At 35.9% G+C, this 25,661-nt stretch carries 28 protein-coding genes; 11 read left to right on the top strand and 17 right to left on the bottom strand.

The window, feature by feature from the left end; translation table 11 throughout:
- The first annotated feature begins 66 nt into the window (after window positions 1-66).
- On the top strand, window positions 67-540 hold the full coding sequence (locus V4538_08685) for a hypothetical protein (protein MES2381103.1): 474 nt from the start codon (window positions 67-69) through the stop codon (window positions 538-540).
- A 41-nt stretch (window positions 541-581) separates the two neighbouring features.
- Here V4538_08685 and V4538_08680 read toward each other — a convergent pair whose 3' ends face one another.
- From V4538_08680 to V4538_08630, 11 genes are read right to left on the bottom strand one after another with little or no spacing between them, the layout of a single operon-like run.
- Window positions 582-1,343, bottom strand: coding sequence for an MBL fold metallo-hydrolase (locus V4538_08680; GenBank protein MES2381102.1), 762 nt, complete (start codon window positions 1,341-1,343; stop codon window positions 582-584).
- 17 nt (window positions 1,344-1,360) lie between these two features.
- Window positions 1,361-1,981: an N-acetyltransferase family protein gene (locus V4538_08675; protein ID MES2381101.1), complete on the bottom strand. Its 621-nt coding sequence runs from the start codon at window positions 1,979-1,981 to the stop codon at window positions 1,361-1,363.
- 36 nt (window positions 1,982-2,017) lie between these two features.
- Window positions 2,018-3,127, bottom strand: a complete 1,110-nt coding sequence (locus V4538_08670; GenBank protein ID MES2381100.1) for a serine hydrolase domain-containing protein — start codon at window positions 3,125-3,127, stop codon at window positions 2,018-2,020.
- Window positions 3,128-3,676, bottom strand: a complete 549-nt coding sequence (locus tag V4538_08665; GenBank protein ID MES2381099.1) for a GNAT family N-acetyltransferase — start codon at window positions 3,674-3,676, stop codon at window positions 3,128-3,130.
- An 8-nt stretch (window positions 3,677-3,684) separates the two neighbouring features.
- Window positions 3,685-4,245, bottom strand: coding sequence for a hypothetical protein (locus V4538_08660; protein MES2381098.1), 561 nt, complete (start codon window positions 4,243-4,245; stop codon window positions 3,685-3,687).
- Window positions 4,245-4,550 (bottom strand): hypothetical protein, encoded by a 306-nt coding sequence (locus tag V4538_08655; GenBank protein MES2381097.1) that lies wholly within the window; start codon window positions 4,548-4,550, stop codon window positions 4,245-4,247. Before V4538_08655 ends, V4538_08660 begins: the two co-directional genes overlap by 1 nt.
- A gap of 25 nt (window positions 4,551-4,575) precedes the next feature.
- On the bottom strand, window positions 4,576-5,325 hold the full coding sequence (locus V4538_08650; GenBank protein ID MES2381096.1) for a hypothetical protein: 750 nt from the start codon (window positions 5,323-5,325) through the stop codon (window positions 4,576-4,578).
- A 19-nt stretch (window positions 5,326-5,344) separates the two neighbouring features.
- Window positions 5,345-5,797, bottom strand: a complete 453-nt coding sequence (locus V4538_08645; protein MES2381095.1) for a hypothetical protein — start codon at window positions 5,795-5,797, stop codon at window positions 5,345-5,347.
- Window positions 5,798-6,151: a DUF4160 domain-containing protein gene (locus tag V4538_08640; protein MES2381094.1), complete on the bottom strand. Its 354-nt coding sequence runs from the start codon at window positions 6,149-6,151 to the stop codon at window positions 5,798-5,800.
- Window positions 6,152-6,155: 4 nt separating this feature from the next.
- Window positions 6,156-8,519, bottom strand: coding sequence for a M1 family metallopeptidase (locus tag V4538_08635; protein ID MES2381093.1), 2,364 nt, complete (start codon window positions 8,517-8,519; stop codon window positions 6,156-6,158).
- 6 nt (window positions 8,520-8,525) lie between these two features.
- Entirely contained in the window at window positions 8,526-9,116 is a 591-nt protein-coding gene (locus tag V4538_08630; GenBank protein MES2381092.1) for a HupE/UreJ family protein, read from the bottom strand.
- A gap of 51 nt (window positions 9,117-9,167) precedes the next feature.
- Between V4538_08630 and V4538_08625 the strand changes: the two genes are divergently transcribed.
- Entirely contained in the window at window positions 9,168-9,653 is a 486-nt protein-coding gene (locus V4538_08625; GenBank protein ID MES2381091.1) for a DUF6702 family protein, read from the top strand.
- A gap of 69 nt (window positions 9,654-9,722) precedes the next feature.
- Window positions 9,723-11,054 carry a DEAD/DEAH box helicase gene (locus tag V4538_08620; GenBank protein ID MES2381090.1) on the top strand — a complete coding sequence of 444 codons (1,332 nt, stop codon included), beginning with the start codon at window positions 9,723-9,725 and terminating at the stop codon, window positions 11,052-11,054.
- A gap of 93 nt (window positions 11,055-11,147) precedes the next feature.
- Here V4538_08620 and V4538_08615 read toward each other — a convergent pair whose 3' ends face one another.
- The 3 genes from V4538_08615 to V4538_08605 all read right to left on the bottom strand — a co-directional run bounded on the left by V4538_08615 (window position 11,148) and on the right by V4538_08605 (window position 12,659).
- Complete coding sequence (locus tag V4538_08615; protein ID MES2381089.1) at window positions 11,148-11,486, bottom strand: hypothetical protein; 339 nt, start codon at window positions 11,484-11,486, stop codon at window positions 11,148-11,150.
- A gap of 45 nt (window positions 11,487-11,531) precedes the next feature.
- A complete protein-coding gene (locus V4538_08610) occupies window positions 11,532-11,747 on the bottom strand; it encodes a hypothetical protein (protein ID MES2381088.1) in 216 nt (71 codons plus the stop codon).
- Between the two features lie 123 nt (window positions 11,748-11,870).
- Entirely contained in the window at window positions 11,871-12,659 is a 789-nt protein-coding gene (locus tag V4538_08605) for an alpha/beta hydrolase-fold protein (GenBank protein ID MES2381087.1), read from the bottom strand.
- Window positions 12,660-12,831: 172 nt separating this feature from the next.
- On the opposite strand from V4538_08605, the gene V4538_08600 reads away from it, so the two are divergent.
- The 8 genes from V4538_08600 (at window position 12,832) to V4538_08565 (ending at window position 23,173) form a co-directional block, all read left to right on the top strand.
- Window positions 12,832-13,536, top strand: coding sequence for an alpha/beta fold hydrolase (locus V4538_08600; GenBank protein MES2381086.1), 705 nt, complete (start codon window positions 12,832-12,834; stop codon window positions 13,534-13,536).
- 36 nt (window positions 13,537-13,572) lie between these two features.
- Complete coding sequence (locus V4538_08595; GenBank protein ID MES2381085.1) at window positions 13,573-14,577, top strand: hypothetical protein; 1,005 nt, start codon at window positions 13,573-13,575, stop codon at window positions 14,575-14,577.
- An 18-nt stretch (window positions 14,578-14,595) separates the two neighbouring features.
- Window positions 14,596-15,708, top strand: coding sequence for a carboxylate-amine ligase (locus tag V4538_08590; protein MES2381084.1), 1,113 nt, complete (start codon window positions 14,596-14,598; stop codon window positions 15,706-15,708).
- An 11-nt stretch (window positions 15,709-15,719) separates the two neighbouring features.
- Window positions 15,720-16,544 carry a GMP synthase gene (locus V4538_08585; protein MES2381083.1) on the top strand — a complete coding sequence of 275 codons (825 nt, stop codon included), beginning with the start codon at window positions 15,720-15,722 and terminating at the stop codon, window positions 16,542-16,544.
- A complete protein-coding gene (locus tag V4538_08580; protein ID MES2381082.1) occupies window positions 16,541-17,731 on the top strand; it encodes a hypothetical protein in 1,191 nt (396 codons plus the stop codon). The genes V4538_08585 and V4538_08580 overlap by 4 nt, the downstream gene beginning before the upstream one ends.
- Window positions 17,732-17,835: 104 nt before the next feature.
- Window positions 17,836-19,209 carry a DNA/RNA non-specific endonuclease gene (locus V4538_08575; protein MES2381081.1) on the top strand — a complete coding sequence of 458 codons (1,374 nt, stop codon included), beginning with the start codon at window positions 17,836-17,838 and terminating at the stop codon, window positions 19,207-19,209.
- A gap of 131 nt (window positions 19,210-19,340) precedes the next feature.
- A complete protein-coding gene (locus V4538_08570; GenBank protein ID MES2381080.1) occupies window positions 19,341-20,537 on the top strand; it encodes a TIGR03862 family flavoprotein in 1,197 nt (398 codons plus the stop codon).
- A gap of 35 nt (window positions 20,538-20,572) precedes the next feature.
- Window positions 20,573-23,173: a S8/S53 family peptidase gene (locus V4538_08565; protein ID MES2381079.1), complete on the top strand. Its 2,601-nt coding sequence runs from the start codon at window positions 20,573-20,575 to the stop codon at window positions 23,171-23,173.
- Window positions 23,174-23,178: 5 nt separating this feature from the next.
- On the opposite strand, the gene V4538_08560 is transcribed toward V4538_08565, so the two are convergent.
- The 3 genes from V4538_08560 to V4538_08550 form a co-directional block, all read right to left on the bottom strand.
- Window positions 23,179-23,715: a hypothetical protein gene (locus V4538_08560; GenBank protein ID MES2381078.1), complete on the bottom strand. Its 537-nt coding sequence runs from the start codon at window positions 23,713-23,715 to the stop codon at window positions 23,179-23,181.
- A gap of 1 nt (window position 23,716) precedes the next feature.
- Window positions 23,717-24,616: a phosphatidylglycerol lysyltransferase domain-containing protein gene (locus V4538_08555; GenBank protein MES2381077.1), complete on the bottom strand. Its 900-nt coding sequence runs from the start codon at window positions 24,614-24,616 to the stop codon at window positions 23,717-23,719.
- A 213-nt stretch (window positions 24,617-24,829) separates the two neighbouring features.
- Entirely contained in the window at window positions 24,830-25,645 is an 816-nt protein-coding gene (locus V4538_08550) for an SDR family oxidoreductase (GenBank protein MES2381076.1), read from the bottom strand.
- Window positions 25,646-25,661: the final 16 nt, after the last annotated feature.

Genomic DNA, 25,661 nt, shown 5'->3' with positions numbered 1-25,661 from the left:
CTTTTTTTTATTACATAATTCATTCTTTCGTTTATAACATAACCGTTTAATAAATATATTGCCGAAATGTTGCCATCCGCTTCATTAGCCGAAATAAAAAGAGAACTACAAACGCTTGACCACGCCCAGCTTTTAGAGGCTTGCCTGCGTTTAGCCAAATTCAAAAAAGACAATAAGGAATTATTAAACTACCTGCTGTTTGAGCTACACGATGAAAATAAGTATATAGAAAAAACGAAAGCACTGATGAGTGAATTGTTTACTGAAATAAATACCCGCAATATTTACTTTGCTAAAAAGAGCATTCGTAAAATATTGAAGATTGCCAATAAGTACGGTAAGTACTCTGTCAACCCACAAACAAGTTTGGAGTTACTTATTCATTTTTGTACGGAAGTAAAAAGCTTAAAGATTAATTACAGAAGCAGCACTGCATTAAGTAATTTATACGATGCACAATTGAAAAAGATACATAAAATAATAGGCAGCCTACACGAAGATTTGCAATACGATTACAGCCAACTGGTAGCTAATTTATAATTATAAGTAAGGAAAAAAGCTGCTAATAAAAATATTTTAAACTAACTTTTGTACCGGTTAAATTCTTCTATATCATGATAACCCCAAACTTCTATTTCAGGGTGTTCATTTACCAGCTTTCTAATTTTATCAAGCGTGGCTAATCTTAAATTATTGTTATCTGCGCGTATTTTTGCCAACTCGTTTACCGGATGATTACTGTCTGTTAATTCTACGTTCATATAATAGGCATCTGCAATGTAAAACAACCATTTGTTACTCCATTTTATAGCCACTCCACAATGCCCCAATGTATGGCCAAAAAGCGGAATAAGGAAAATTTCTGTTTCTATATTCACATCAATTTTTCTTGCTTCAAAACCAAACCAACTCATATACGATTTTGGATAAGTCTTCATAGTTGGATGGTGTGCTAAAGGTGTTTTCAAATAGCGTGGATTGCCTGCATTAAAGTTTTCAAACTCCTCCACTCCTACATGTACCGTTGCATTTGGAAAGTCTGCCAACCCTCCTATATGGTCATTGTCTAAATTAGAAATAATACAATGGTTTACTTTGTTAGGGTTAAATCCTAAACTTTCAATTTGTTTGATAGCTGTTTGCTTTTCATCAAATTGATAACCCACTATATCAATCAGTGGCTGTCCTATTCTTTCTGTTGGATTGCGTACATCTAAAAGGCCAATGCCCGTATCTATTAAAAGCAGTTGATCATTTTCTTTAATTAACAAACAATGCCCGCATACATTGTCGTTAATGGGTGAAACAATTTTTACACAGTTTAAATGAACTATTTCTTTCATGTTTCCTTAGACAATGGCTAAGCTGTTTTTGTCTGCTTATTTTCCAATCTTTTGTTTGCCATTGCCAATATGTTTTGAAAATCAATATGGTTTATTACTTCGTCCAGTTTTTTAGGTGTAGCCGGGTTTAAAACATGCTCGGTTAAAAATAGTTGAAACCAATGCGTATCGTGCCAGTTGCCATGTTTATAGCCTACCTTTTTAAATATACCAATATCTTCAAAGCCAAGTGCTTTATGAAAGCGCATGCTTTTTTCATTGGGTAAGGCAACACCTGCATATACATTAAAATGCCCCTGCAGTTTTAATAAAGCAAAAAGTGTTTCATACAAAACCCTGGCAATGCCTGTACCATGTGCTTCATTGGTTAAATAAATGGTTGATTCAGGCGACCATTGGTAAGCTGTTCTATAGCGGTGTTTGCTGGCATAGGCATAACCAATTATTTTATCTTCGTACGTACAAACCAACCAAGGGTAATCATCGGTATTTGTTTTGATGCGTTGTACATATTCTTCCAATGAGGGAGCTTCATACTCAAACGAAATAATGGTGTTCAATACGTAATGTTTGTAAATAGCTAACACTTCGCTGGTATCGTTTGCTGTAATGAGTCTGATGGAATACTTATTGTTCATTGATTTGAGTTTTTAATTGGTTCTGTAACTTATTAATTATTGAAGTAATGGAAGGATATTGTTTCGCAATGTTTTTATGTTTGGTGTTTCAGCATTGGATAAGAAAATAAACGTAATGTCTTTATCCAATAAGCGATAAACTATATGTGAGTTTCCCGGATGTCCACCACTGTGGTAAACCCACTTGCCCGTTGGAGTCCGTTTAATAAACCAACCAAAACCGTAGCCAACATTAGGGTTTGTTCTGGCATAAAATACCTCGTTGTTAAATACAGGTTCAGTTATAGCTTCCTCTTGTATGTTACAAGGTAAAAGCTTGCAATCAGAAAGTGCTTTATGCCAAATGGCTAAATCACGTGCGGTGCTTACCATAGAACCATCACCATAAAAATTGCCTAAATAATATACAAAATTATACTTGGCTTGCAGATGTGCATATGCAAACTTTCCATTGTCAAAAGTATGGCCAATGGCTAATTTATTATTCTTTATGTTACGTATATCGGTACCCATATATGCATAAGTGTTTTTCATTTTTAATGGTTTAAAAATGTTCTTATGCATAAACGCCTCGTAACTTAAACCTGAAATGTTTTCAATGATGTTGGCTAAAAAATCGTACCCAATGTCGGCATACTGGAATTTGGTACCCGGCTCTGCTAACAGAGGCATGTTATGCTGTATTATATACGCTAATACTTCTTGATTGCCATTTGCTTTTGTGGTATCTAAATGTGGTCTTATATCATCCCAAAAATTGGGAAGCCCTGCTGTATGGGTCAGTAAATGCCTAATGGTAATATTTTTATATGGGAAATTTGAAATATACTTACAAACGAAACTATCATAATCCAACAATCCTTTGTTTTTCAAAATCATGATACCGTAGGCTGTAAATTGTTTGGAAACAGATGCTATTTGAAAAGCGTTTTCATTGGTTAAAGGTTTTGCATTTAATGCATCGGCATACCCATAACTTTTTTCAAAAAGTATTTTGTTGTTTTTAGTTATGAGTATGTTTCCATAAAATGGTGTTTTAGCATAAGCACTATCAAGCATGTGTTGAATACCGGCTATATTTTGCGCATGGGTATTAACTACACCACTGGCTATACAAAATGACAGGTAAATAATTAACTTTATCATTTACTTATTTAGTGCTAACCATTCTTCTTTAGAAATACGCAACCAATCGCAGGATGTATTCCATAATGGAAATTCGAAATTTTCAATAAAACGTAATCCGCATTTTTCAAGTGCTTTTCTCGATTGGACATTATTTGTATCGGCAATGCCAATAATTTCGGTCAGATTCATTTGCGTAAACCCATATGCAATGGCTGCTTTTGCCGACTCGGTAGCATACCCTTTTCCCCAAAAATTTGGGTGTAAACGATAGCCTACATCATAAAAATTCACGTGATTGTTTACCTCAGTAGTAATTAGTTTTAAACCACTCCAACCTATAAAATGGCCTGACGATTTTTCAATGACAGCCCATCTTCCAATTCCATTGTCTTTATATTGTTGAATGATATTGTTTATGTTTTCAAGGGCTTGCTCCATTGTTTTAATGGGACTATTTCCTAAATACTTATGTACTTCCCGATTGGAATCCATTTCGAAAAAACCTGTCACATCTGTTGGCTGCAATGCTCTTAAAATAAGTCTTTCAGTTTCTATCACTGTATTCATGCTATCAATTACTCCCAATGTTCTTTATTGTTAATTAGTTTATTTATTTTATCCAATCCAGTTGTGGAGAGCATTCCAAATTTCATGGACGGTGAAAATGGCCTTGCATAAACGTGTCCGCAGTCTGCAAGACAAAAGTAAATTTTACCTACTACTTCGTCATTGACATTGTAAAGCCGAATAAAATATTCCGCTTCATGTAGCCCCCAGGTAGTTTCACCCCAATCAAAATTAGCGGTATCATTACAAAACTGTATAAAGCTACTTACCTGATTTTGCTTTAATGTTTTGCCTGTAAAAATACCAACAACCGGAATGTTTTTAAAAAGCTTCACTTTAGAAACTTGTTGTCGTGGGAATATAAATTCACTGTCGGCAAAATGTTGCCTGTAAACTTCAGCAAGGTCAAAATTTTCCGGGTCTGAACGCCATTTAAAGATTTCTTTTTCTTGCTCAGTCAGGTCGTTATAGTTGCTTTTAAAATAATCGTGTTCATCTGCCCAATAGGCAAAAGCTGTCAATGCCAATAAGCAAATAATAAGTAGCAATATTTTTAGTAGTTGTTTCATTAGTATTTCAATGGGCCAATTAAATCGTTGTAAAAGTATAAAACCAACAACACTGTTACAGGTGAACTTGCCAATAAAAACAGTATGATAGGCAAAGCATTTTGTTTGATAAAGGCCCTTGCTTTAAACCATAATACAATTAAAATAATGGTAGCCAAAACAGAAACTAAAAAGGCATAAATCAATACACCATAATTATCATCATAAACTAAAAATTGGGCTGAATACAATTGCCACCAAATAAAAACCGTTAGCAAAAGCAATGTAGTTAAGTAGATGGTTTTTATGTGTGGCCGAAGATTCATAATACAATTATCTTTTTTCTATTATTTATTTTCCAATATACTCATTGTCTTTCCATCTTCCTTTTATTATTTCTCCATTAACATAAGTAAAAGTACCAAAGCCTGTTCGTTTATTATTTTTCCACTCCCCTACGTATCTGTCACCATTCTCCCATGTTATTGATGCTTTACCATCTACCAAATCATTCTTCCATTCACCAACAATGTTCATACCATTTGGAAATTTAAATATTCCATAACCATTTTGTTTACCTTCTTTCCAACTTCCAATATATACATTCCCATTTGGCCAAGTATAAACCCCATATCCATGAGAGATATAATCTCTACACCCGCCAATATATTTTTCTCCTGATTTCCATACAAATACTCCACTACCAATTTGATTTCCATTAATGAACCTTCCTGTAAATTTATCACCATTTGAAAAATATTTTGTTACGATTCCATTCAATTCACAGTTTTTGAATTCTCCTTCGTATCTCTCACCTGACGAGTAAGAATAGATTCCTTTTCCGCATCGAATTGATTTTAAAAATTCACCATCATATTTTTCACCATTTACAAAAGTAAATATTCCCTTTCCATTATATTCTCCATCTTTCCATTCGCCTGTATAAGTATCACCATTCTTAAACCACATTGTTCCTTTCCCATTGGGCTTATCATTCTTCCATTCTCCAAAATATTTGTCACCATTTGGATATACTTTATTGTTTTTTGAATTGCAGGATATCAATAATAAAGTCAAAATAAAAATTAGTATTCTAGTCATAATTTTTCGTTGCTTTCCATTACTCCATTGAAGTGTATTTCAATTCAAGTGTATCAAGATAATAATTTGAAAGATTATCAATAGATAAAACGGCAAGTCTATGGATATACTTTCCTGTAATTGCAGGTGTAGTACAAAAATATCCTGTATCATTTTCAACCAACAATTTAATAGAACAATTATCAATTGTTTTCAATGTAGTATCTACAAGAGACTTTGAAAAATCACATGGCTGTTCAGAAGCAGTACCAATATAGGCTGCTATTATTTTAAAATCCTTATTCGTTTGCGTTATAAAAGCACAAAATTCTTTTCCTTTAATTATGTTTTCTGTACCAACAAGAGCAATTCTACTGTCTTTATTATTGATTATTGGAACTTGCTTGTTTCCAACAAACTGAGTGTTTGTTCTGTTATTACAAGAAGTAGCAATTACTAATGTTATGACTGAAGAAAATAAAAGTTTATTCATTTAATTTGTTATTGGTCCAACAGGGCAATTCGATGGTCTTGATTCATTCCAAGCCTCAATAAGTTTATGTTTATTTAAGGAATGAAAATATTCAATCTTCTTTTGAGTTTTTGAATCTATATCCCCCATTAACAATTCACATTTGTCAATTGTGAAAGTTGCATTAATGTTTGATGACTTTACATGAAAATGTGGTGGTGGATGTTCTTGAGAGTAAATCTCAATTTTTATGTTCTCAATAATATCAATTCGCCTCCTTGATTCAAATACATTACCATTTGAATCAACCTCGGTTGTATTCAATAGAATTGTTAAAATACGTCCAAGCAATTCCAAACCATTATCAGCTGCCATAATCTTACTTCCCTTGCTTAGCTTTTTTCATCGGGTTGCTGTCGGTATTTTCACCTCTGCCCAATACTTTGGTTTTAAACAAATCAAACCTCGATTCGGTAATGGTTTGTGGCCAGCTGTTATTGCTTTCATCTATATCGGCTGTTTCTTTAAACGGATCGATAACTATATTGCTTACCTGTTTATTTTTGGCAAATGTTTTTACTACTTTATACTCGTTTTTACGCCAGATGTATGCATTGATATATTCCACTTCTGAAGTGCCATCCGTATAATTCCATTGTATAATAATAGGCATTACCAAACCGCCTTTATTGGTAAAATGTACTTCGTAATAGTGTTTATTTTCGAGTGCTTTAAACTCCTCATCGTTTAACACCTGCATGTTTTCATACCTGTTTAAAACAGTTTTGCTATCGGTTTCTTTTTCGGGTTTGTAGTAATAATAAAAATCGCGCAAGGCAGTATCCTGGTCAACTAAAAATGGCATACCGCTTTTTTTGTTTCTTAGTTTCGAAATGCTTTCAAACTCGTCTGTATTCCTGGCTCTTCTGTATAGGGTATCCATGCTTTCGGGTACTTTATCGGTATGTTTAACGGTAAAAGCAATAACGGTATCCATAGCTATATCTACAGGTTCTATATCGTAAAACCAACCACGCCAAAACCAATCTAAATCTACGCCTGAGGCATCTTCCATGGTTCTGAAAAAATCGGCCGGTGACGGATGTTTAAAAGCCCAACGCTGGCAATAGGTTTTAAAAGCAAAATCAAACAATTCTCTGCCCATTACCGTTTCGCGTAATATATTTAGAGCAGTAGCTGGCTTGCCATAGGCATTGTTACCAAACTGCGCTATATTTTCGCTATTGGTCATAATAGGTTCCAACTGGTTTTTAGGCATGCGCATGTAATCAACCATTTTATGTGCCGGCCCACGCGATGAAGGATAATTGTTATCAAACTCCTGCTCGGTTAAAAACTGCACAAAAGTATTTAAGCCTTCGTCCATCCAGCTCCATTGGCGTTCATCGCTATTGATAATCATAGGGAAAAAGTTATGCCCTACTTCATGTATAATAACACCTAACATACCGTATTTGGTGCGTGAGTTATAAGTACCATCTTCATCAGTTCGGCCATAGTTAAAACAAATCATCGGGTATTCCATGCCGTTAGCGGCCTCTACACTAATGGCTACAGGGTACGGATAAGGAATGGTGAATTTTGAATAGGTTTTAATGGTATGTGCTACTGTTTTGGTTGAATAACGGTTGTATAAGCCATACGCTTCTTTGGCATAATAGCTCATGCACATAATGGGTTTGTTTTCCACGTTTATACCCATGGCATCCCATATAAATTTACGGGAGCTTCCCCAAGCAAAATCGCGTACGTTTTCTGCTTTGTATTTCCATACTTTATAGTTTACCGTATCCGGATTTTTTTCGCGTTGCTTAGCCTCTGCTAAGGTTACTACTTCTATGGGTTGCAATGCTTTTTTGGATTGGTTGTATCTGGCCAATTGCTCTGCACTTAATACTTCGGCATAATTGGAGCAAACGCCTGTTGAGCCTACTACGTGGTCAGCGGGTACTTTCATATTTACTTCAAAATTGCCAAACACCAATGAAAACTCGCCTCTGCCGGTAAACTGTTTATTGTTCCAGCCCTGGTAATCGCTGTACACACACATACGTGGGTACCATTGTGTAATGGTAAACACGCTGTTGCCATCGTCAGCAAATAACTCATAACCTCCCCTGCCTCCTATTTTCATACGCTCCGGAAGTTTGTAATTCCATTTTATTTTAAACGTAACTTTTTGTTTGGGTTTTAATGCTATAGGTAAATCTATACGCATCATGGTCAGGTTAATGGTATAAGGCAAAGCTTTTCCGGCACTGTCCGTTACGCTTAATATGTTTACACCACATCCGTTTAAGTTTTTTGCTACATCCAGTCCTTCTAATTGGTTTTTGGTAATAGGAAAACTTTTTTCGCTGCCATCAAAATAGTTGGCATCGTTCTTAGGATTGTGCTGGTTTTCGTCTAGCTGTAACCACAAATAACTCAATACATCGGGCGAGTTATTGTAATAGGTTATTTTTTCATCGCCATGTAAACGCAATTGCTTTTCATCTAAAAAAGCATCTATTTTATAATCGGCTCTTTGTTGCCAGTATTGATGGCCGGGCGCACCTGATGCAGCACGGTACGTATTGGCATCGGGTAAGGTAGTACCTAACTGTTCAAATTTGTTTCCGTGGTTGGAGGTTGGATTGTTGCGGGTATTCTGCGCCTTTACTGACAGGCATACAAACACCACTTGGCTCATAAAAAACAGGTTAAGTATATTTTTCTTCATAGGGTTTTAGTTAAATAAGTAAAAACACCTTTCTGCACACATGGTTAAAGCAACTGCAATAACTGCTACCAGTATCACTATTTTTTTATTGCGCAGGCGAGTGGGAAATAATTTGTCGATAAACATAGAAATAAATAAAATACAAAGTATAATAATTATTTGACCGGCTTCAAGACCTACGTTAAAGGCAAAGAGGGGTTGAACGATTGAATCTGTTTTGCCCAGTAATGAGCGCAATAAATACGAAAAGCCCAAGCCATGTATTAAGCCAAAAAGCAATGCCATTAAATACTGAAAGGGTGTAATAACCATTGTTTCCTGCCCAACCCGCTTTAAGTTAAAACCTGCGGTAATAACAATAGTAATGGGAATAAGCAATTCAATAATAGCACCGGGAATGGTAATAATTTGGAAAGTACTTAGTGCCAATGTTACACAATGACCTACGGTAAAAGCCGTAACCAATACTAAAAGTTTTTTCCATTGCGCTATTTGGTAAACACTGCAAAGTGCCACCAAAAATAAAATATGGTCATAAGCCTTTAAGTCGGCAATATGTTCTAAGCCAAGTAAAAACCAAATAGTAAAGTCGTTCAAAATATGTAATGTTGTACCATGCAAAAAAAGCAATTTAAACTAAATACTAAAATGCTCTTTATTTTAGCGGTAAGTGCTTTTTTAATAAGCATTTCGGCTAAAATGCCTCACCCGTTTTATGTGAGTGTAACCGAAATAAAATTCAATAAAAACAATACCGCAGCTATCAGTTGCCGCCTGTTTACCGATGATTTACAAAATGCTTTATTCAAACTGTATAAAGTAAAAACGGTTTTAAATAAAAAAGATACAGCTCTCAATGCCTTTTTAGAAAAATATTTTAAAGACAGGTTGGTTATAAACACAGCCAATAAAAACCTGACCTTACATTGTATTGGTTACGAAATAGAAGAAGAAGCTACTTGGTGTTATTTTGAAGCCAATGGGGCAAACAGTAATAAAATAAGCATTTCCAACAGCCTTTTATACGACTTTTTGCCGGAGCAAAGTAACCTCATTCATTGTTATGTAAACAATGAACGCAAAAGCTTTAAACTGGTTAATCCGCAAACACAAGCCGTTTTCGAATTCAATTAGTTGCCTGCCTGTAACTAAACATGCTAAACAACCCAACTTATAGCTTACCTTTGCACAAAACTCAACTGTATGACATTTGACCAATTAAACCTAAGCAATCCTTTATTAAATGCCCTTAACGACCTAGGTATTAGTGAACCTACACCTATTCAGGAAAAAACATTTTCGCTCATTTTATCGGGCAGGGACGTATTGGGTATAGCGCAAACGGGAACGGGTAAAACATTTGCTTACCTTTTACCGTGCTTACGCGATATAAAATTTGCACACCAAAAAACCATTCAGGTGCTTATTTTAGTGCCTACACGCGAGTTGGTAAAACAGGTAGTTGGCGAAGTAGAGAAATTAACTACTTACATGGATGTAAAAGTAGGTGGCGTTTTTGGTGGCGTAAATATGGCTCCGCAAAAAGATTTAATTTTAGCAGGTTTAGATATTTTAGTAGCTACTCCCGGGCGTTTATTGGATTTAATACTGAGTGATACCATTAAAACCAAAACCATTAAAAAACTGGTAATTGATGAGGTTGATGAAATGCTAGACTTGGGTTTTAAATACCAGTTATCGCGCATATTTGATTTATTGCCACCAAAACACCAGAACATTTTGTTTTCGGCTACCATGATACCGGAAGTAGAAAATTTAATTGCACTGTATTTTAACGACCCCGTAAAGGTGGAAGCTGCTACTGATATTACGCCTTTAAAAAATATTGTTCAAACAGGATACAACGTAAAAAACTTTAATACCAAAGCTAACTTAATACCGCTTTTATTAAAGGAGCATCCTGAAATGACCAAGGTAATTGTGTTTTTAAGTACCAAAAGCATGGTTGATTTATTGTTTAGTATTTTACAACCTATACTAGGCAAACAGGTAGTAGATTATATTCACTCTAACAAAGCACAGAACAAACGTTTTGCCACCATCACCAACTTTGACAGCGGTAACTGCCGTGTGTTAATTGCTACTGATATTATAGCACGTGGATTGGACTTAACAGAAGTTACCCACGTAATTAATTTTGATACGCCACCAATACCAGAAAGTTACGTGCATAGAATTGGGCGTACGGGTCGTGCTGATAAAAAAGGTATAGCTATTACGTTAACTACTGAAAAGGAACAAGTATACCGCAATAACATTGAAGCATTGATTAAACTTAAAATTGAATTGCTCCAAACACCTGATGATTTAGTGGTTTCGAATGTGCTGATAAAGGAAGAAATACCGGTAATAAAAATGAAAAACATACTGGTAAAAAAACCTAAAAAAGACTTAGCAGGACCTGCTTTCCACCAAAAGAAAGCAAAGAATTTAAAAACCAACAGTAAAATTCCGCACGCAGAAAAAATGCGTTTAAAATATGGCAAGCCCATTAAAAAAAGCAGTAAAAAATAAATAGATAAATGGCCCATACATAAATGCTACACTTTTCGTTTACCCTTTTAATTGAACCAACAACATCTTCTACCTTATAACTATCTTTAGAATTTAACTGTCTAAACCTAGAAGTTTATGCATAGTAAAAACACGAATTCGTTCGTCATCAAAATATACCCAAAAGCAATACTCTTCCTTATATGAAAAAGCAACTCTCATATTATAAGACATGTTTTCTGGTTCTCCTTCTATTGGTGTCAAAGAATGTATAGTTATTTGCATTAGTGTATCATCAAAAGAAATATTCTTAACCTTTCGTAATGTTCTTTTGTTCTGTTGATAGTATGCTTTTTCGAGAAATGTTAAAAGAATAATTGTATCCGATTCAACAATTTCATAGTTTGAATAATTTCTGACAACTTCTAAAGGGTCTAACCTCCACTTTTTCATAACCAAATATAAGATTTCCGTAGCAAAATTTATGTTGAGAAATAATTAATCTTCTGGCTTATAAATAACGTTTTCCTTTGTTACTCCAATAGGTTCTTGTTCTCCAATTCTCCTCACACTAAATTCCGGATTGGCAATTTCGAAAAGTATCTTATCATTCTCCCAATACTCTAAGTATAGATAATAAGTGGTTGCATCTATTTGAAATAGCAGTATAACACCATTCGCTTTTGTCTTTTTAAATTTGATTGTGTCAAGCAATTTATTAGTCGCTGTATACTCATTTAAAGTTGTAATGATTTTATACCACATATTTTTTGTATTTATCCAATATCAAAAATAGTAAAAATACAACTTAAAGCCTTTACTGATGTGGATTTTTAATTAGTTGTTTGGAAATGCCCAACGCAAAAACTGGGGTAACATTAAACCATAGGTTTCCAGAGTATGCTTAGCTCCTATTATTTCGTGGTAAAACAAATCTATATGTTGGGTAAATCCTTTTAGCTCCAGTTCTTTTATTAAATCCAAAGCATCGTCAATACTATCTATAATACCGTTGTTGTTTCTATCAGCCGTTTCATCTAAAGTACCGCATTGAATCCATATTTGTAATGCCGGTTTATGCTTGGTTTCTTTTACAACCTTGTGCATTATTCTATCTGCATCGGTATAACCCTCATCTAAATCTTTACTACGCCACCAAAACGAAGCACTGCATGCACTTACTTTGCTAAACACCTGCGGGTTGTTCCAGGCTATATCAAATGCCGACAATGCACCCAAACTAAAACCACCTATTACATGCTCTTTAAACACATTTAACTGTAAGCGTTCAGGCAATTGAGGTATTAACTCTTCCACAATAAATTGGGTGTACTGCTTAGCCAAAGAACCACGTTGTTTAAAATCTACATAACCGGTTACACCATACTCAACCATTCTATCTTGCGTATGCGGTGCAATTAATATAAAAGGCTTGCATATACCTTTACTCCATAGCTGCTCTAAAATATGTTGTATATGCAACGCCTGCATATCCTGTCCATCATTTAAAACCAATAAAGAATAAGCTTGTGCCGGGTCAATTTGTGCAGGTAAAATTAAATCAGCATGAACAGAACGGTTTAATGCATTTGACTTAAAAAGTAATAACTGACGGAGGGCTTTCATTTAAAAGGTTACAATGTTAAGCGCTTTTAAATCAAACATCAACAAAATTAAAAATTAAATAATTCATTGCTTTTGTATATAAAAAAAACGTATTTGTGTGTACGTTATACCATTCAAAATCACAGCATAAGCTACCCAACGATGTAAATACTTATTACCCCAACCTAAGCCTATGATAGAAAATTATTTTAAGTGGCACTCCCCCAACTTAGACAAAGAAATAGAAATGCAAGTATTTGGGGAAAAAGGAATGCCCGTCATTGCTTTCCCTACTTCTATGGGCAGGTATTATCAAAACAAAGATTTTAAATTAATTGAATCGGCAGCCAGCTTTATTGACAATGGTTTAGTAAAAATATATTGTATTGATGGTATTGACGAATTAAGCTGGTATAACAAACATGTTGACGCATACACAAGAGCTTATAACCACACTTGTTACGATAACATGTTACACCATGAACTGGTGCCACGTGCCAAAGCAGAAACAGGTTTTGACAGGGTAATAACAGCAGGTTGCAGCTTTGGTGGTTACCATGCTGCCAATTACGCTTTTAAACATCCGGAAAACGTGCATGCCATGATTAGCATGGGTGCTAAATTTGATATAAAAGACCAAGTGTTTGGCTATTACGATGACAATATTTACTTCAATAATCCACCTGATTTTATACCTGCTAATAACCATCCGGATTTATGGAACATGAAAATATTTTTAGGTACAGCCGAAGGCGATATGTGTAAAACAGCCAACGAAGAAATGAGCCAGCTATTACACAGCAAAGGTATTGACCATTGGCTTGATGTAAGACCCTTTGGCGGGCACGACTGGCCTGTTTGGCGCGATATGTTTCCGCATTATCTCTCCTTAATTTAATTCATAAAACATTACTAACGATAAACACTAAAAGCCATGAAAAAAATTGGTATTTTATTCGGACAGGAAAATTCGTTTCCGCAAGCATTTATTGATGCCATTAATAGCCGTGGTGAAAAAGACATGGTAGCTGAGTTTGTAAAACTCGATAAACTGGAACAAGCTTCGGATAGCGGTTATGCAGTTATTGTTGATCGTATTAGTCAGGATGTACCTTTTTACAGGGCTTACTTAAAAAATGCGGCTTTAATGGGCACAGCCATTATCAATAACCCATTTTGGTGGAGTGCCGATGAAAAGTTTTTTAACAATTGCTTAGCTGTAAAATTAGGTGTTCCGGTTCCTAAAACTTTTTTATTGCCTTCCAATGAAAGGCCAGATGATACCAACGAAAATTCGTTTCGCAATATGATTATGCCATTGGATTGGGAAGCCATGTTTGCACATATTGGTTTTCCGGCATACATGAAACCCCACGATGGTGGCGGCTGGAAAAGTGTTTATAAAGTACATGATGCCAACGAGTTTTTTGAAAAGCATCAGGAAACAGGTCAGTTGGTTATGTTGCTGCAAGAAGAAATTATATTTACTGAATACTACCGTTGTTACTGCGTAGGCGGTAAGCATGTAAAAATAATGAAGTACGAACCACGCAATCCACACCACTTGCGTTATCAGGCGGAATGGGAAACGGCTGATCCTAAAACATTAGAAACCATTACAGATTATACGCTGCGTTTAAACCAAGGTTTAGGTTACGACTTTAACACCGTTGAGTTTGCTGTGCGTGATGGAATTCCTTATGCTATTGATTTTTGTAACCCTGCTCCTGACTCATCGGTTGAAAGTGTGGGGCAGGAAAATTTTGATTGGGTAGTAAACACTATGGCCGATTATGCGATAGAAAGAGCCAAAGCACAAAATACCAATCAGGATAATTTATCGTGGGGTAATTTTATTAGCCAGGCTGTAGGCAAAAGCAAAACACCTGCTAAAAAAACCACAGCTAAAAAAGTAGCTAAGTCAGCCAAACAAGTATAAACTATAAGTGGATGAACGATGAATTTAAGTAAATTTACAGTAGGCATTGAAGAAGAATACATGGTTATTGACCCCGTTACCCGGGAGCTCAAATCGCATGACCAGAAAATAGTAGAAGCTGCAGCTAAAATATTAACTGACGACCAGGTAAAAGCAGAAATGCATCAAGCCGTGGTAGAGGTTGGAACAGGTATTTGCCGTAACATGAGCGAAGCCCGTATTGATTTAGCCAATTTACGTAAAACCATTCATAACGTGGCAGGCGATTTAGGTTTACGTATTGGTGCAAGTGGTACCCATCCGTTTAGTAAATGGGAGCAACAACTCATTACCGAACACCCTCGATACAACGAAATAGTAAATGAATTACAAGATGCTGCCCGCTCTAATTTAATTTTTGGTTTACATGTACACGTGGGTATGGAAAGCCGCGAAATGGCCATTCATATAGCCAACTCGGTACGTTATTTTTTACCGCATGTATATGCCCTTTCTACCAACTCCCCTTTTTGGGAAGGACGCAATACGGGTTTTAAATCATTTCGCACCAAAGTATTTGATAAGTTTCCACGTACCGGTATTCCTGATTTTTTTGAAACCATTGAAGAGTACGATAATTATGTGAGGCTTTTGGTTAAAACCAATTGTATTGACAATGCTAAAAAAATATGGTGGGACTTACGTGTGCATCCGTTTTTTGATACAGTAGAGTTCAGGGTTTGTGATATACCCATGCTGTTAGATGAAACCTTAGCCATAACCGCCATATTTCAGGCTTTATGTGCCAAGCTATACAAACTGCGCAGTCAAAACTTAAACTTTATTATTTACAAAAGAGCCTTGTTAAACGAAAACAAATGGCGTGCATCGCGTTATGGCATTGATGGAAAAATGGTAGATTTTGGAAAGGAATGTGAAGTAGATACCAAATCGTTAATATATGAACTGTTGGATTTTATTGACGATGTGGTAGATGAACTAGGCAGTAGGAATGAAATAGATTATGTACAAAAAATGTTAGAGCGAGGCACCGGTGCCGACAGGCAGTTGGCAGTATTCCAACAAACCAATAATTTAAAAGATGTGGTTGATTTTATAAGCACACAAACATTAATAGGAACAAACGTATAAAAAATAAACATATGCAAAATATTAAAATAGCCATCCTTGATATGTACAACGGTACAGAAAACCAAGGCATGAGAAACATACACCAGATACTGGATAACTATGCTGCCAATCATCGCGTAGCCATACAAAAAACAGTATTTGATATAAGAGGTAAACAAGAGAAACCTACTTTAGATTATGATATTTATATTTCCAGTGGTGGCCCCGGAAGCCCTGTAGATAATGAAGGCTGGGAAAAGAACTATATAAAGTTTGTAAAAGATGTAATGAAGCACAATAAAACAGCAACCGATAAAAAACACATCTTTTTCATTTGCCATTCGTTTCAGGTGATGTGCCATCATTTTAATTTAGGCGATGTATGTTTACGTAAAAGCGAATCGTTTGGCACTTACCCTGTTTTCTCAACCGATGAAGGTTTAGGCGACTTAATTTTTAAAAACCTGCCACGCCCTTTTTACATAGTTGATTCACGTAAATGGCAGGTTATAGCACCTAATGATAGCAAAATAGAAAAAATGGGTGCACAGATTTTAGCCTTAGAAAAACTGCGCCCACATGTATCGTTAGAAAGAGCATTGATGGCTATTCGTTTCAGTCCGGAAATGGTAGGCACACAATTTCATCCGGAAGCCGATGCTGAAGGCATGTTACATTATTGGCAAAGCGAAGAGAAAAAACAATTGGTCATAGAAAACCATGGTATAGAAAAATACAATACCATGATAGCAACCCTGCATGATGAAGATAAAATTATGCTTACCCAAAGCCTTATTATTCCACAGTTTTTAGACAATGCTTTGTTATCTGTTCAACAAAAACAAGTAAGTGCATGATAGCCGCTATTCGCAAAAAGTATAACGAAACATTTAAGCAGGCACATTACGAAAGTTTTGTGCAGCATTTAAATAATTTATACCAACAGGATGTAGTGTTTAGAATAGCCGAAACACCGATGTTTGTTGACAAAAACTTAAAGCAAAAATTGGTTTCAGCCTGCGAGCAAATAGTAGATGTAATAGTTAAACCCAACTTTAAAGAAATAACAGAAAAAGCCATACCCAAAAATTTACGCATGCAAAATGAAGGCAAACACCCTCATTTTATTTGTATTGATTTTGGTATTTGCCAAGATGAACAAGGAAATTTTATACCTAAACTCATAGAGCTGCAAGGCTTTCCCAGCTTGTATGCCTGGGAAGATATTATTGGCCTTGAATACAAAAAGTGGTTTTACTGTCCCGATAACTTTTCGCATTACAGCAGCGGCTTAAACCACCATTCTTATTTAGCCTTGTTGCGTAAAACCATTATTGGCAATTGCAATCCTGAACAGGTTATACTCATGGACCTGAAACCCCATGAGCAAAAAACGAGGATTGATTTTTATGCGACTGTAGCCAACTTAGGCATACCAATAGTTTGCTTAAGCGAGTTAATACAAAAAGGCAACAAAGTTTTTTACCAGAAAGAAGGAAAAGAAATAGCAGTAAAACGCATATACAACCGTTTAATTTTTGATGACTTAGCAGCCAATCCTGATTTTACATACAGCATTAATTTACAAGATGATTTAGATGTAGAATGGATTACGCATCCACATTGGTTTTATAGAATCAGCAAATACACCATGCCTTTTTTAAGAAACAAATTTGTACCCAATACCTATTTTCTACATGAGCTAAAAAGCATTCCAACAGATTTGGAAAACTATGTTTTAAAACCCCTGTTCAGCTTTAGTGGAATGGGGGTTATTATAGATGTAAAACCAGCAGACATGGAGAACATAAAAGACCCGGAGAATTGGATTTTACAGGAAAAAGTAAATTATGCAGCAGCCATTCAATCGCCTGTAGGAGGTGTTAAATGCGAAATACGCATGATGTACCTTTGGCCCGATGGCGATGAACGGCCAACATTAGCTACCAACTTAGGACGTATGAGCAGAGGTAAAATGATTGGTGTACGTTACAATAAAGACTTTGATTGGGTGGGTGGAAACATTGCTTTTTTTGAAGAGTAAACAATTAATAGTAGAGCTACCATTTGATAATTGATTCTTAATAAATGCTTGTTAATTAAATAACTTCAAGGCTGATAATTTGCATGATATTTAACCATATAATCATGAAACAAATTAAACAGTACCTCGCTATTACTATTATCGGACTATTAGTATTAAGTGCATGTTCAAAAGAAAACACCAGTCCAACACTTGCCAATACCCCAAACACCACTAAACAAAATCCATCCAGTACAAGTACTTTAGCCATTACAAGTGGTTTTCCGGAAAACTTTGAAAGTGGAACAAAAACAGCCTATGCCGCTGCTGCTATTTCGCTTAGCTCTGGTAGCTGGAATTTAGATGATGCCTTAATTGGTAACACCAGCAGCGATCCTAAAAATGGAACTAAATCAGTACGCATTAGAAATACAGGTAAATTAACTATGCAGTTTAATGCCACTACTGGTGCATCAAGTGTAACTATTCAACATGCCAAATACGGAACAGATGCAAACAGTACCTGGGAGTTATGGATGTCTACAAACAGCGGAACCTCATACAGCAAAGTAGGTTCAACCATTACTACTTCTGCCACTACTTTACAAACAGCCACCTTTACTATGTCAGTTACAGGTAACGTTCGTTTCGAAATCAGAAAAATTTCAGGTGGTACCAACCGTATCAATATTGATGATTTTGTTATAAATGACAATAGCGGTGGAGGAACTGGCGGAGGTGTTGACGGTGACCACATGGCTATGGGTAACCCAAGTGGTGCAACCAATGTAATAAGCAACGAAAACAACTATTTAATGCAAAAAACACAATTTATTCTTTCATACAACCGCTCCAGAGCTACCGCTAATTGGGTTAGCTGGTATGTAGGGCCAAACTGGTTAGGTTCAGCCGCTCGTCAGGATGATTTTAGAGCCGATGCTACCTTACCTGCCGGTTGGTACCAAGTAGGCAGTACAAGCTATTCAGGTAGTGGTTTTGACAGAGGTCATAACTGCCCGTCAGCAGACAGAACTTCAACTGTTGCCAATAATTCAGCTACTTTTTTAATGACTAATATGATACCTCAGGCACCTAATAATAACCAACAAACATGGGCTAACCTAGAAAACTATACCCGTACATTGGTTAATGCCGGCAATGAAGTATATGTTATTATGGGTTCTTATGGAATTGGTGGTACTGGTTCAAACGGCACATTCAATACCATTAACAATGGAAACATTACTGTTCCCAGCAATGTATGGAAAGTAATTGTAGTATTAACACAAGGCACCAATGATGTAAGCCGTGTAACTACCAGCACACGTGTAATTGCGGTAAACACACCTAATATAAACACAGTGAGCAGCTCATGGGGAACTTACAGAACTTCAGTAGATGCTATTGAAGCAGCAACCGGCTACAATATTTTAAGTAACTTACCTACAAATATTCAAGCTACGATAGAAGCAACAGTAGACAACGGTCCAACTAATTAACTTATTCAATTCATTAAAATAAAAACAGGTCATTCTTATAGGAGAATGACCTGTTTTTTGTTCGGGTATTTATTTAGTATGATTATGCAGTTGTTTTAAAACATTAAATAAGCATTTTTGCGCTTACATTCATGAGTAAAAAAACAATTGCCATCATTGGTGGAGGCCCATCGGCTTTAATGCTAGCCGCACAAATAAACACACAGGTTTTTGATGTAACTATTTATGAAAAAAACTTTGCCGTTGGCCGTAAGTTTTTAGTGGCTGGTGATGGTGGTTTAAACATAACACACTCTGAGGTTCCGCAAGAGTTTATTAATAAGTATACACCTGTTAAATTTATAAAGCCTTTTTTTGAAACTTTTAACAATAACGATTTACAATACTGGTTACACCAAATAGGTATTGAAACATTTATTGGTTCCAGCAAAAGAGTATTTCCATTAAAAGATTTAAAACCCATTGAAGTATTAAACACCATTGTTAATCAGGTAAAGCAAAACAATGTAAGTATTCAAACACAATATGAATGGTTAGGTTGGAACAATGATGAACTGGTATTTAAAACACCAACCGAAACTACACATATAAGCAGCGACTATACTGTTTTTGCATTAGGAGGCAGCAGTTGGGCTAAAACAGGTTCTGACGGAACATGGCTTTCCTTATTTGTCAACCAAGGCATTAAAACCATTCCTTTTCAGGCATCAAACTGTGCATTTGAAATAACATGGCCTGCTGATTTTATCAACGAGCACGAAGGGCAATATTTAAAAAACATTGCGGCCACTTGTGGCAGCTTAACTAAAAAAGGTGAATTGGCTATTACCAAATTAGGACTAGAAGGTGGAGCGATATACGCTTTAAGCAATAAAATAAGAGCTCAACTGAATTCAAAAAACGAAGCTCATCTATCCATTGATTTAAAACCAACATTACATCAGGTAGCTATTGAGAAGAAGTTAGGCAATGAACAAAAATCGATAAGCGAAATACTGAAATTTGATTTAAACATCAATGCGACACAAGCAGCTTTGTTAAAAGCTATATTAACCAAAGAAGAATTTTTAAGTGCAGAAATATTAGCTTATAAGATAAAAAATCTTCCGCTTACTGTTATAGGTACTGCTCCTATTGACGAAGCCATTTCAACCGTTGGTGGTATAGCCTTAACTGAAGTTGATGCCAACTTAGCGCTGACCAAAATACCCAATACTTTTTGCATGGGCGAAATGCTTGATTGGGATGCACCAACAGGAGGTTATTTACTGCAAGCCAACTTTAGTATGGGTTATTACTTGGCGCAATACTTTAACCGTATTTTATAGTAAAATAAATATATTTGTTTTACTATAAAATGATTATGAAACCAAAAGCGCTTATAGTAGTTATTACCTTACTACCACTTTGGCTGTTAGCGCAGCCTGATGCAGTGCTTTTACTCTACAAAAAATACCAAAACAATTTAGCGCAATACCGCAATTTATTTTTGTTCAAACAAAATCCAATTACACTTAATCAGGACAAAATTCAGTTCAGTGGTTTTGCTGACAATGGATTTCCGAGTTATAAAACTACCTGTACCAATATAGGTTTAGCCAATACCCTTAGTGTAAATAAAGTTTGGCCTGCTGGAGGTTTAGGATTAAATTTAACAGGTTTAGGTGTAAACAAATTAGGCATGTGGGATGGTGGAGCCATCAGGGCAACTCATAAAGAATTTATAGGACGCGTAACTCAAATGGATACCAATACTATATTGTTAGGTCACTCCAACAATATAGCAGGCATACTGGTAGCCGGTGGCGTTGATGCCAATGCAAAAGGAATGGCTTACCAAAGTAATTTAAAGGCTTGGGTTTACGATAACGATATAGCTGAAATGGCTGCGGCAGCAAATGGTTTACTGCTATCAAACCATGCGTATGGTGACTTGGCGGCTTGGTTTGTGAGTGGCCCCAATACTTATTGGTTAGGCGACACCACCATTAGCACTACCAAAGACTGGCAGTTTGGCTTTTATGATAATACCACCAAACAATGGGACAGCATTGCTTATACCAACCCGTATTATTTAATAGTAAAAGCGGTTGGCAATGACCGTGGAAATAAGTTAGCACCCAACACACCACATTATATCTGGAATGGCTCTGCATGGACATTAAGCTATACTACCCGCGATACCGTTGGCCCTTATGATTGCGTAGTAACATACGGCACGGCTAAAAATATACTTTCGGTAGGTGCAGTACCCATACAAAGCAACGGGTTTATTACTGCTCCTATTAATACTTATAGTTATAGCAGTTGGGGACCAACTGATGATGGCCGTATAAAACCGGATGTAGTAACCGGAACTGGTACAACAGTAACACCAAACAGTACACACGACTCTGCTTATACAAGTCTGGGTGGTACTTCAGGTGCATCAGCTGCGGCAAGTGGTTCGTTGTATCTTTTACAACAACATTATTATAACACCAATAACAAATGGATGAAAGCGGCTACGCTAAAAGGTTTGGCTATTCATACTGCTGATAATTGCAAAGCCACGTTAGGCCCCAATTACGAAAGCGGATGGGGTTTGTTAAACATAGCCAAAGCAGCACAACTGATTAGCGATTCATCAAAAAACATGATACGTGAATACAGTTTAAACAATACTGATTCATTTGAATTACCTATCTACATAAACAATACAGACACAACTAAAATAACCATTAGTTGGACGGACCCAACTGCGTTAGTCCGCCCGCCTGCATTAAACGATAGTATATTGCGTTTGGTAAACGATTTAGACCTTAGGCTGATTAATAATACTACCAATCAAATATACACGCCATTTATACTAAATCCGTACAACCCAAGCGCAGCAGCCACTACGGGCGATAATTACAGGGACAATGTGGAACAAATTTATGCTACTAATTTACCTACCGGGTTTTATACCATTAAAGTAAAACATAAAAACACTTTACTTAATGCAGCGCCACAGGCATTTGCTATGATTGGCAGTGGTTTTATTGCTACACCACAAATTGCTTCGAGTAATATTGTGTTAGCAAACTTTTCATCAAGCACGGCTAACTTTAGAATAAACAGCTTTACCAAAGGCAATGGTACTAAACGATTAATTATAGCTAATAGCTCAGGGCCTGTAAATGCATTACCGGTAAATGGAACCAAATACATAGCCAAAGATACTTTTGGATTGGGTACGCAAGTAGGCACCAATAATTATGTGGTATATAATGGCACTGCTAACAGTATGCTACCTGTTTATAACAATATAGCGGGCACTCCTACTTACCATATTGCTATTTTCGATTACAATGGCGACTCTACCTTTAGCTTATACAATACCAAAAGCTTTGCTGCTTCCTCTATTACATTGCCTGTAAAATGGCTTAGCTTCAATGCAGAAAATATTGACAGTAAAATACTATTACAGTGGAGTACGCTTACTGAAATAAACAATAATGGTTTTGACATAGAGCGCTCTTTCGATAACAGCTTATTTACTAAAATAAACTTTGTAAAAGGAGTAGGCAATTCATTGCGTGTTCAAAATTACCAATACACTGATGCGTTAAACGACCTTGGTAATGCCAACAGCTTTGGCAACAAAATATATTACAGGTTAAAACAATTGGATTACGATGGTGCTTACCACTACTCTAAAACAGTAAGTGTTGATGCGCCTTCATTAACCAATATACTATTTTACCCCAATCCGTTTAGTGAAACTTGTTATATAAAAATAAATTCAAACAAAACGATAGGTGATTGTACCCTTAAAGTGTATGATTTATCAGGGCAACTAAAATTAAATAAAACCTTTACAGTAGGTAACAATAATATAGAAATTGATCTGAGCGAATTAAAGACATTGCAAAGCGGTTTGTATATAGTACAAACCATCATTGGCGATTTAGTAATTACTAAAAAAATAATGAAACAATAGCGCACTTATTGCCCTAACAAATACCACCAGTCTTTGATTAGTTTTAGCACAAACTCAAAAAACGATAAGCCTAAAAATACAGTGCTTGCCCAAAACCCATTGCTGATAAATAAGCTCAAAATAAATAAGCGCCAATCGCGGGCACTTAAACCATTGTATTCAAAATTACCTTTACGCTCAAAGGCCACTGCCACAAACGGATCAAAGTAAATAGACAAAAATATAAATAGGAAAGCCCTGCTTTTACGCAATATTTTAACCAATAATAATTTCAAGCCTACGCTCTCCTCGTTGGCAATAATGGCATTCATTTTTTCTTTTGAATATTCAATGCCTAAAAAATCGCGCTTTAAATAATCATATATAATAAAGTACAGCCAGCAAAATAAAAACGAAAGCAGTATCATGATAAAGAAACCATACAATACACCCATATGGTAAATAACAAAGGGGTATAAAATAAAATCGAAACTATAGTTAATGGCCGTAAACGTAGTGGCTCCCGTTAAAAACAGTAATATTCTATTTAACCAAACTTTCATACTATTTACTGATAACTTGATACGACTTTAAATAACTGATTGGATTTAATTGCTGCTTAAAATAACGCAACGACTCCACGCCTCTATCCTCTTGGAAATTGAAGTATGAATAATTTTGACTAAGCATAAAAGTACTGAATGCATTTAACAAATACACACCTAAACCATTTATTGTTTTAAAAAAATGCCCTACTATCCAGTCTTTGTTAAGCTCCTCGAAAATAAGCAAACCGCTTAACTTACCGGCTATGGTTACAACAGCCAATTTTAATGGGTGCTCTTTTCGCAAGGCTATACACTTGTTAAAGGCAAGCCATTCTTTGTTTAAGTTAACGGTATTCGAATCGCTTTTATCTGATTTAGCTTCTATACATTCTTTACAAAAAGTAGTTAACGCTTCTATTTCAGTGTAATCTTTTAATTCGTATACATTGAATTGAATGGCCTCATTTTCTTTCACTACTTTTTTTAAAGCATTGCGTTGTTTTTTATATTTACTACCTGCTAATTCAGCCAAGTCTTTTAATTGGTAAACATATTCGTTCTCATCTAACTCAGCTTGTAAAACATAATTGCTTAAACTATTTGTGGCTTCGGTAACACGTAATTTAAATACACCTAATGGCTGTATAATAGCCATACAACAGTTTATCAATTCATCAGTAATTTCAGTACACAATACATAAGCAAAGGGACAGCCAAAGGGTGGTTTTAAATGCACCAGTAACAATGCCTCCTCTATGGCATAAAACTTTACTGTTTGCTCGTCATTCCAAAACTGAATGGTTGATAGTAGAAAATTGGATGTTGGAATGGCTGTTAAAGAGCGAAGCCTGCTAACATATTCGCTAACTGTTAACGGTATTTCTTTTCCCTTTAAAACAGGTTTATCCTCTATCATATTGAATTATTAATTTTAAAGTAATTGAAACGACAATAATCTTGCCGCTATTCTTATTAGCTTTCCATTACTTTAACAAACGGCCAAAATTAATGTTTTATTCTTACTCTGCCCTATCTACCATTACTTTTAACAGGTATTCAAACCCTCTAAATAATTTAAATGCTTTTTAAGTATTGCATGCAAATACTATATATCCATTTGTATGATGCCTTATTTTTTAAAACCCTTTTCTACCTGCCAGCGCATTAAGGCAAAAAATATATTTAAGGGTACTAGCTTTCTTATAAAAAGTAATAATGATGAGCCTCCACCAACGGGATAACGCAGTCTGAAGTTGTTATCGGTAGCGGCTTTAAATACTTCTTTGGCTACTACTTCTGCATTGGATGCATTGGCTGTTGCATTTAACATATTGTGATGCGCTGTTTTTACATAAGCATCGTATGCTGCCATAGATACCAATTGGAGCGAACGGTCATAAAAATCGGTTCTGATAGCACCGGGTTCTATGTTCTTAACGCGTATATTAAATGGTTTCAACTCGTAGTGTAACGATTCCATAAAACCTTCTAAAGCCCACTTGGTAGCATGGTAAACGCTGTATAAGGGGAAGGTAAACAAACCGCCCATCGAAGTAGTATTGATGATGGTTCCACTGCGCTTATTTCTGAAATAAGGCAAAATGGCACGTGTTACATTCATTACCCCAAACACATTGGTATCAAACTGTTTTTTAATTTGCTCTTCGCTCATGGCTTCAAAAGCACCCACCAGGGCATAACCCGCATTGTTAAACAACACATCTATGCGGCCAAATAGGGCAATGGTTTCTTCTATGGCTTTATCAATACTGGCTTGGTTCATTACATCCAACACCAATACTTTTACATGGGGGTATGCTGATAAGTCTTTTCCGTTTTCGGTATTGCGCATGGTGGCTGCCACATTCCAACCTTTTTCTGCAAAATATATAGCAGTAGCTTTACCTATTCCTGTTGATGAGCCTGTAATTAAAATAGTTTTCATAATACACTACACTGTA

The sequence above is a fragment of the Bacteroidota bacterium genome, from assembly GCA_040388375.1.
Lineage (GTDB): Bacteria > Bacteroidota > Bacteroidia > UKL13-3 > UKL13-3 > JAAFJM01.
The sequence above is the reverse complement of the archived record's forward strand: the minus strand, read 5'-3'. Positions and strand labels throughout refer to the sequence as shown.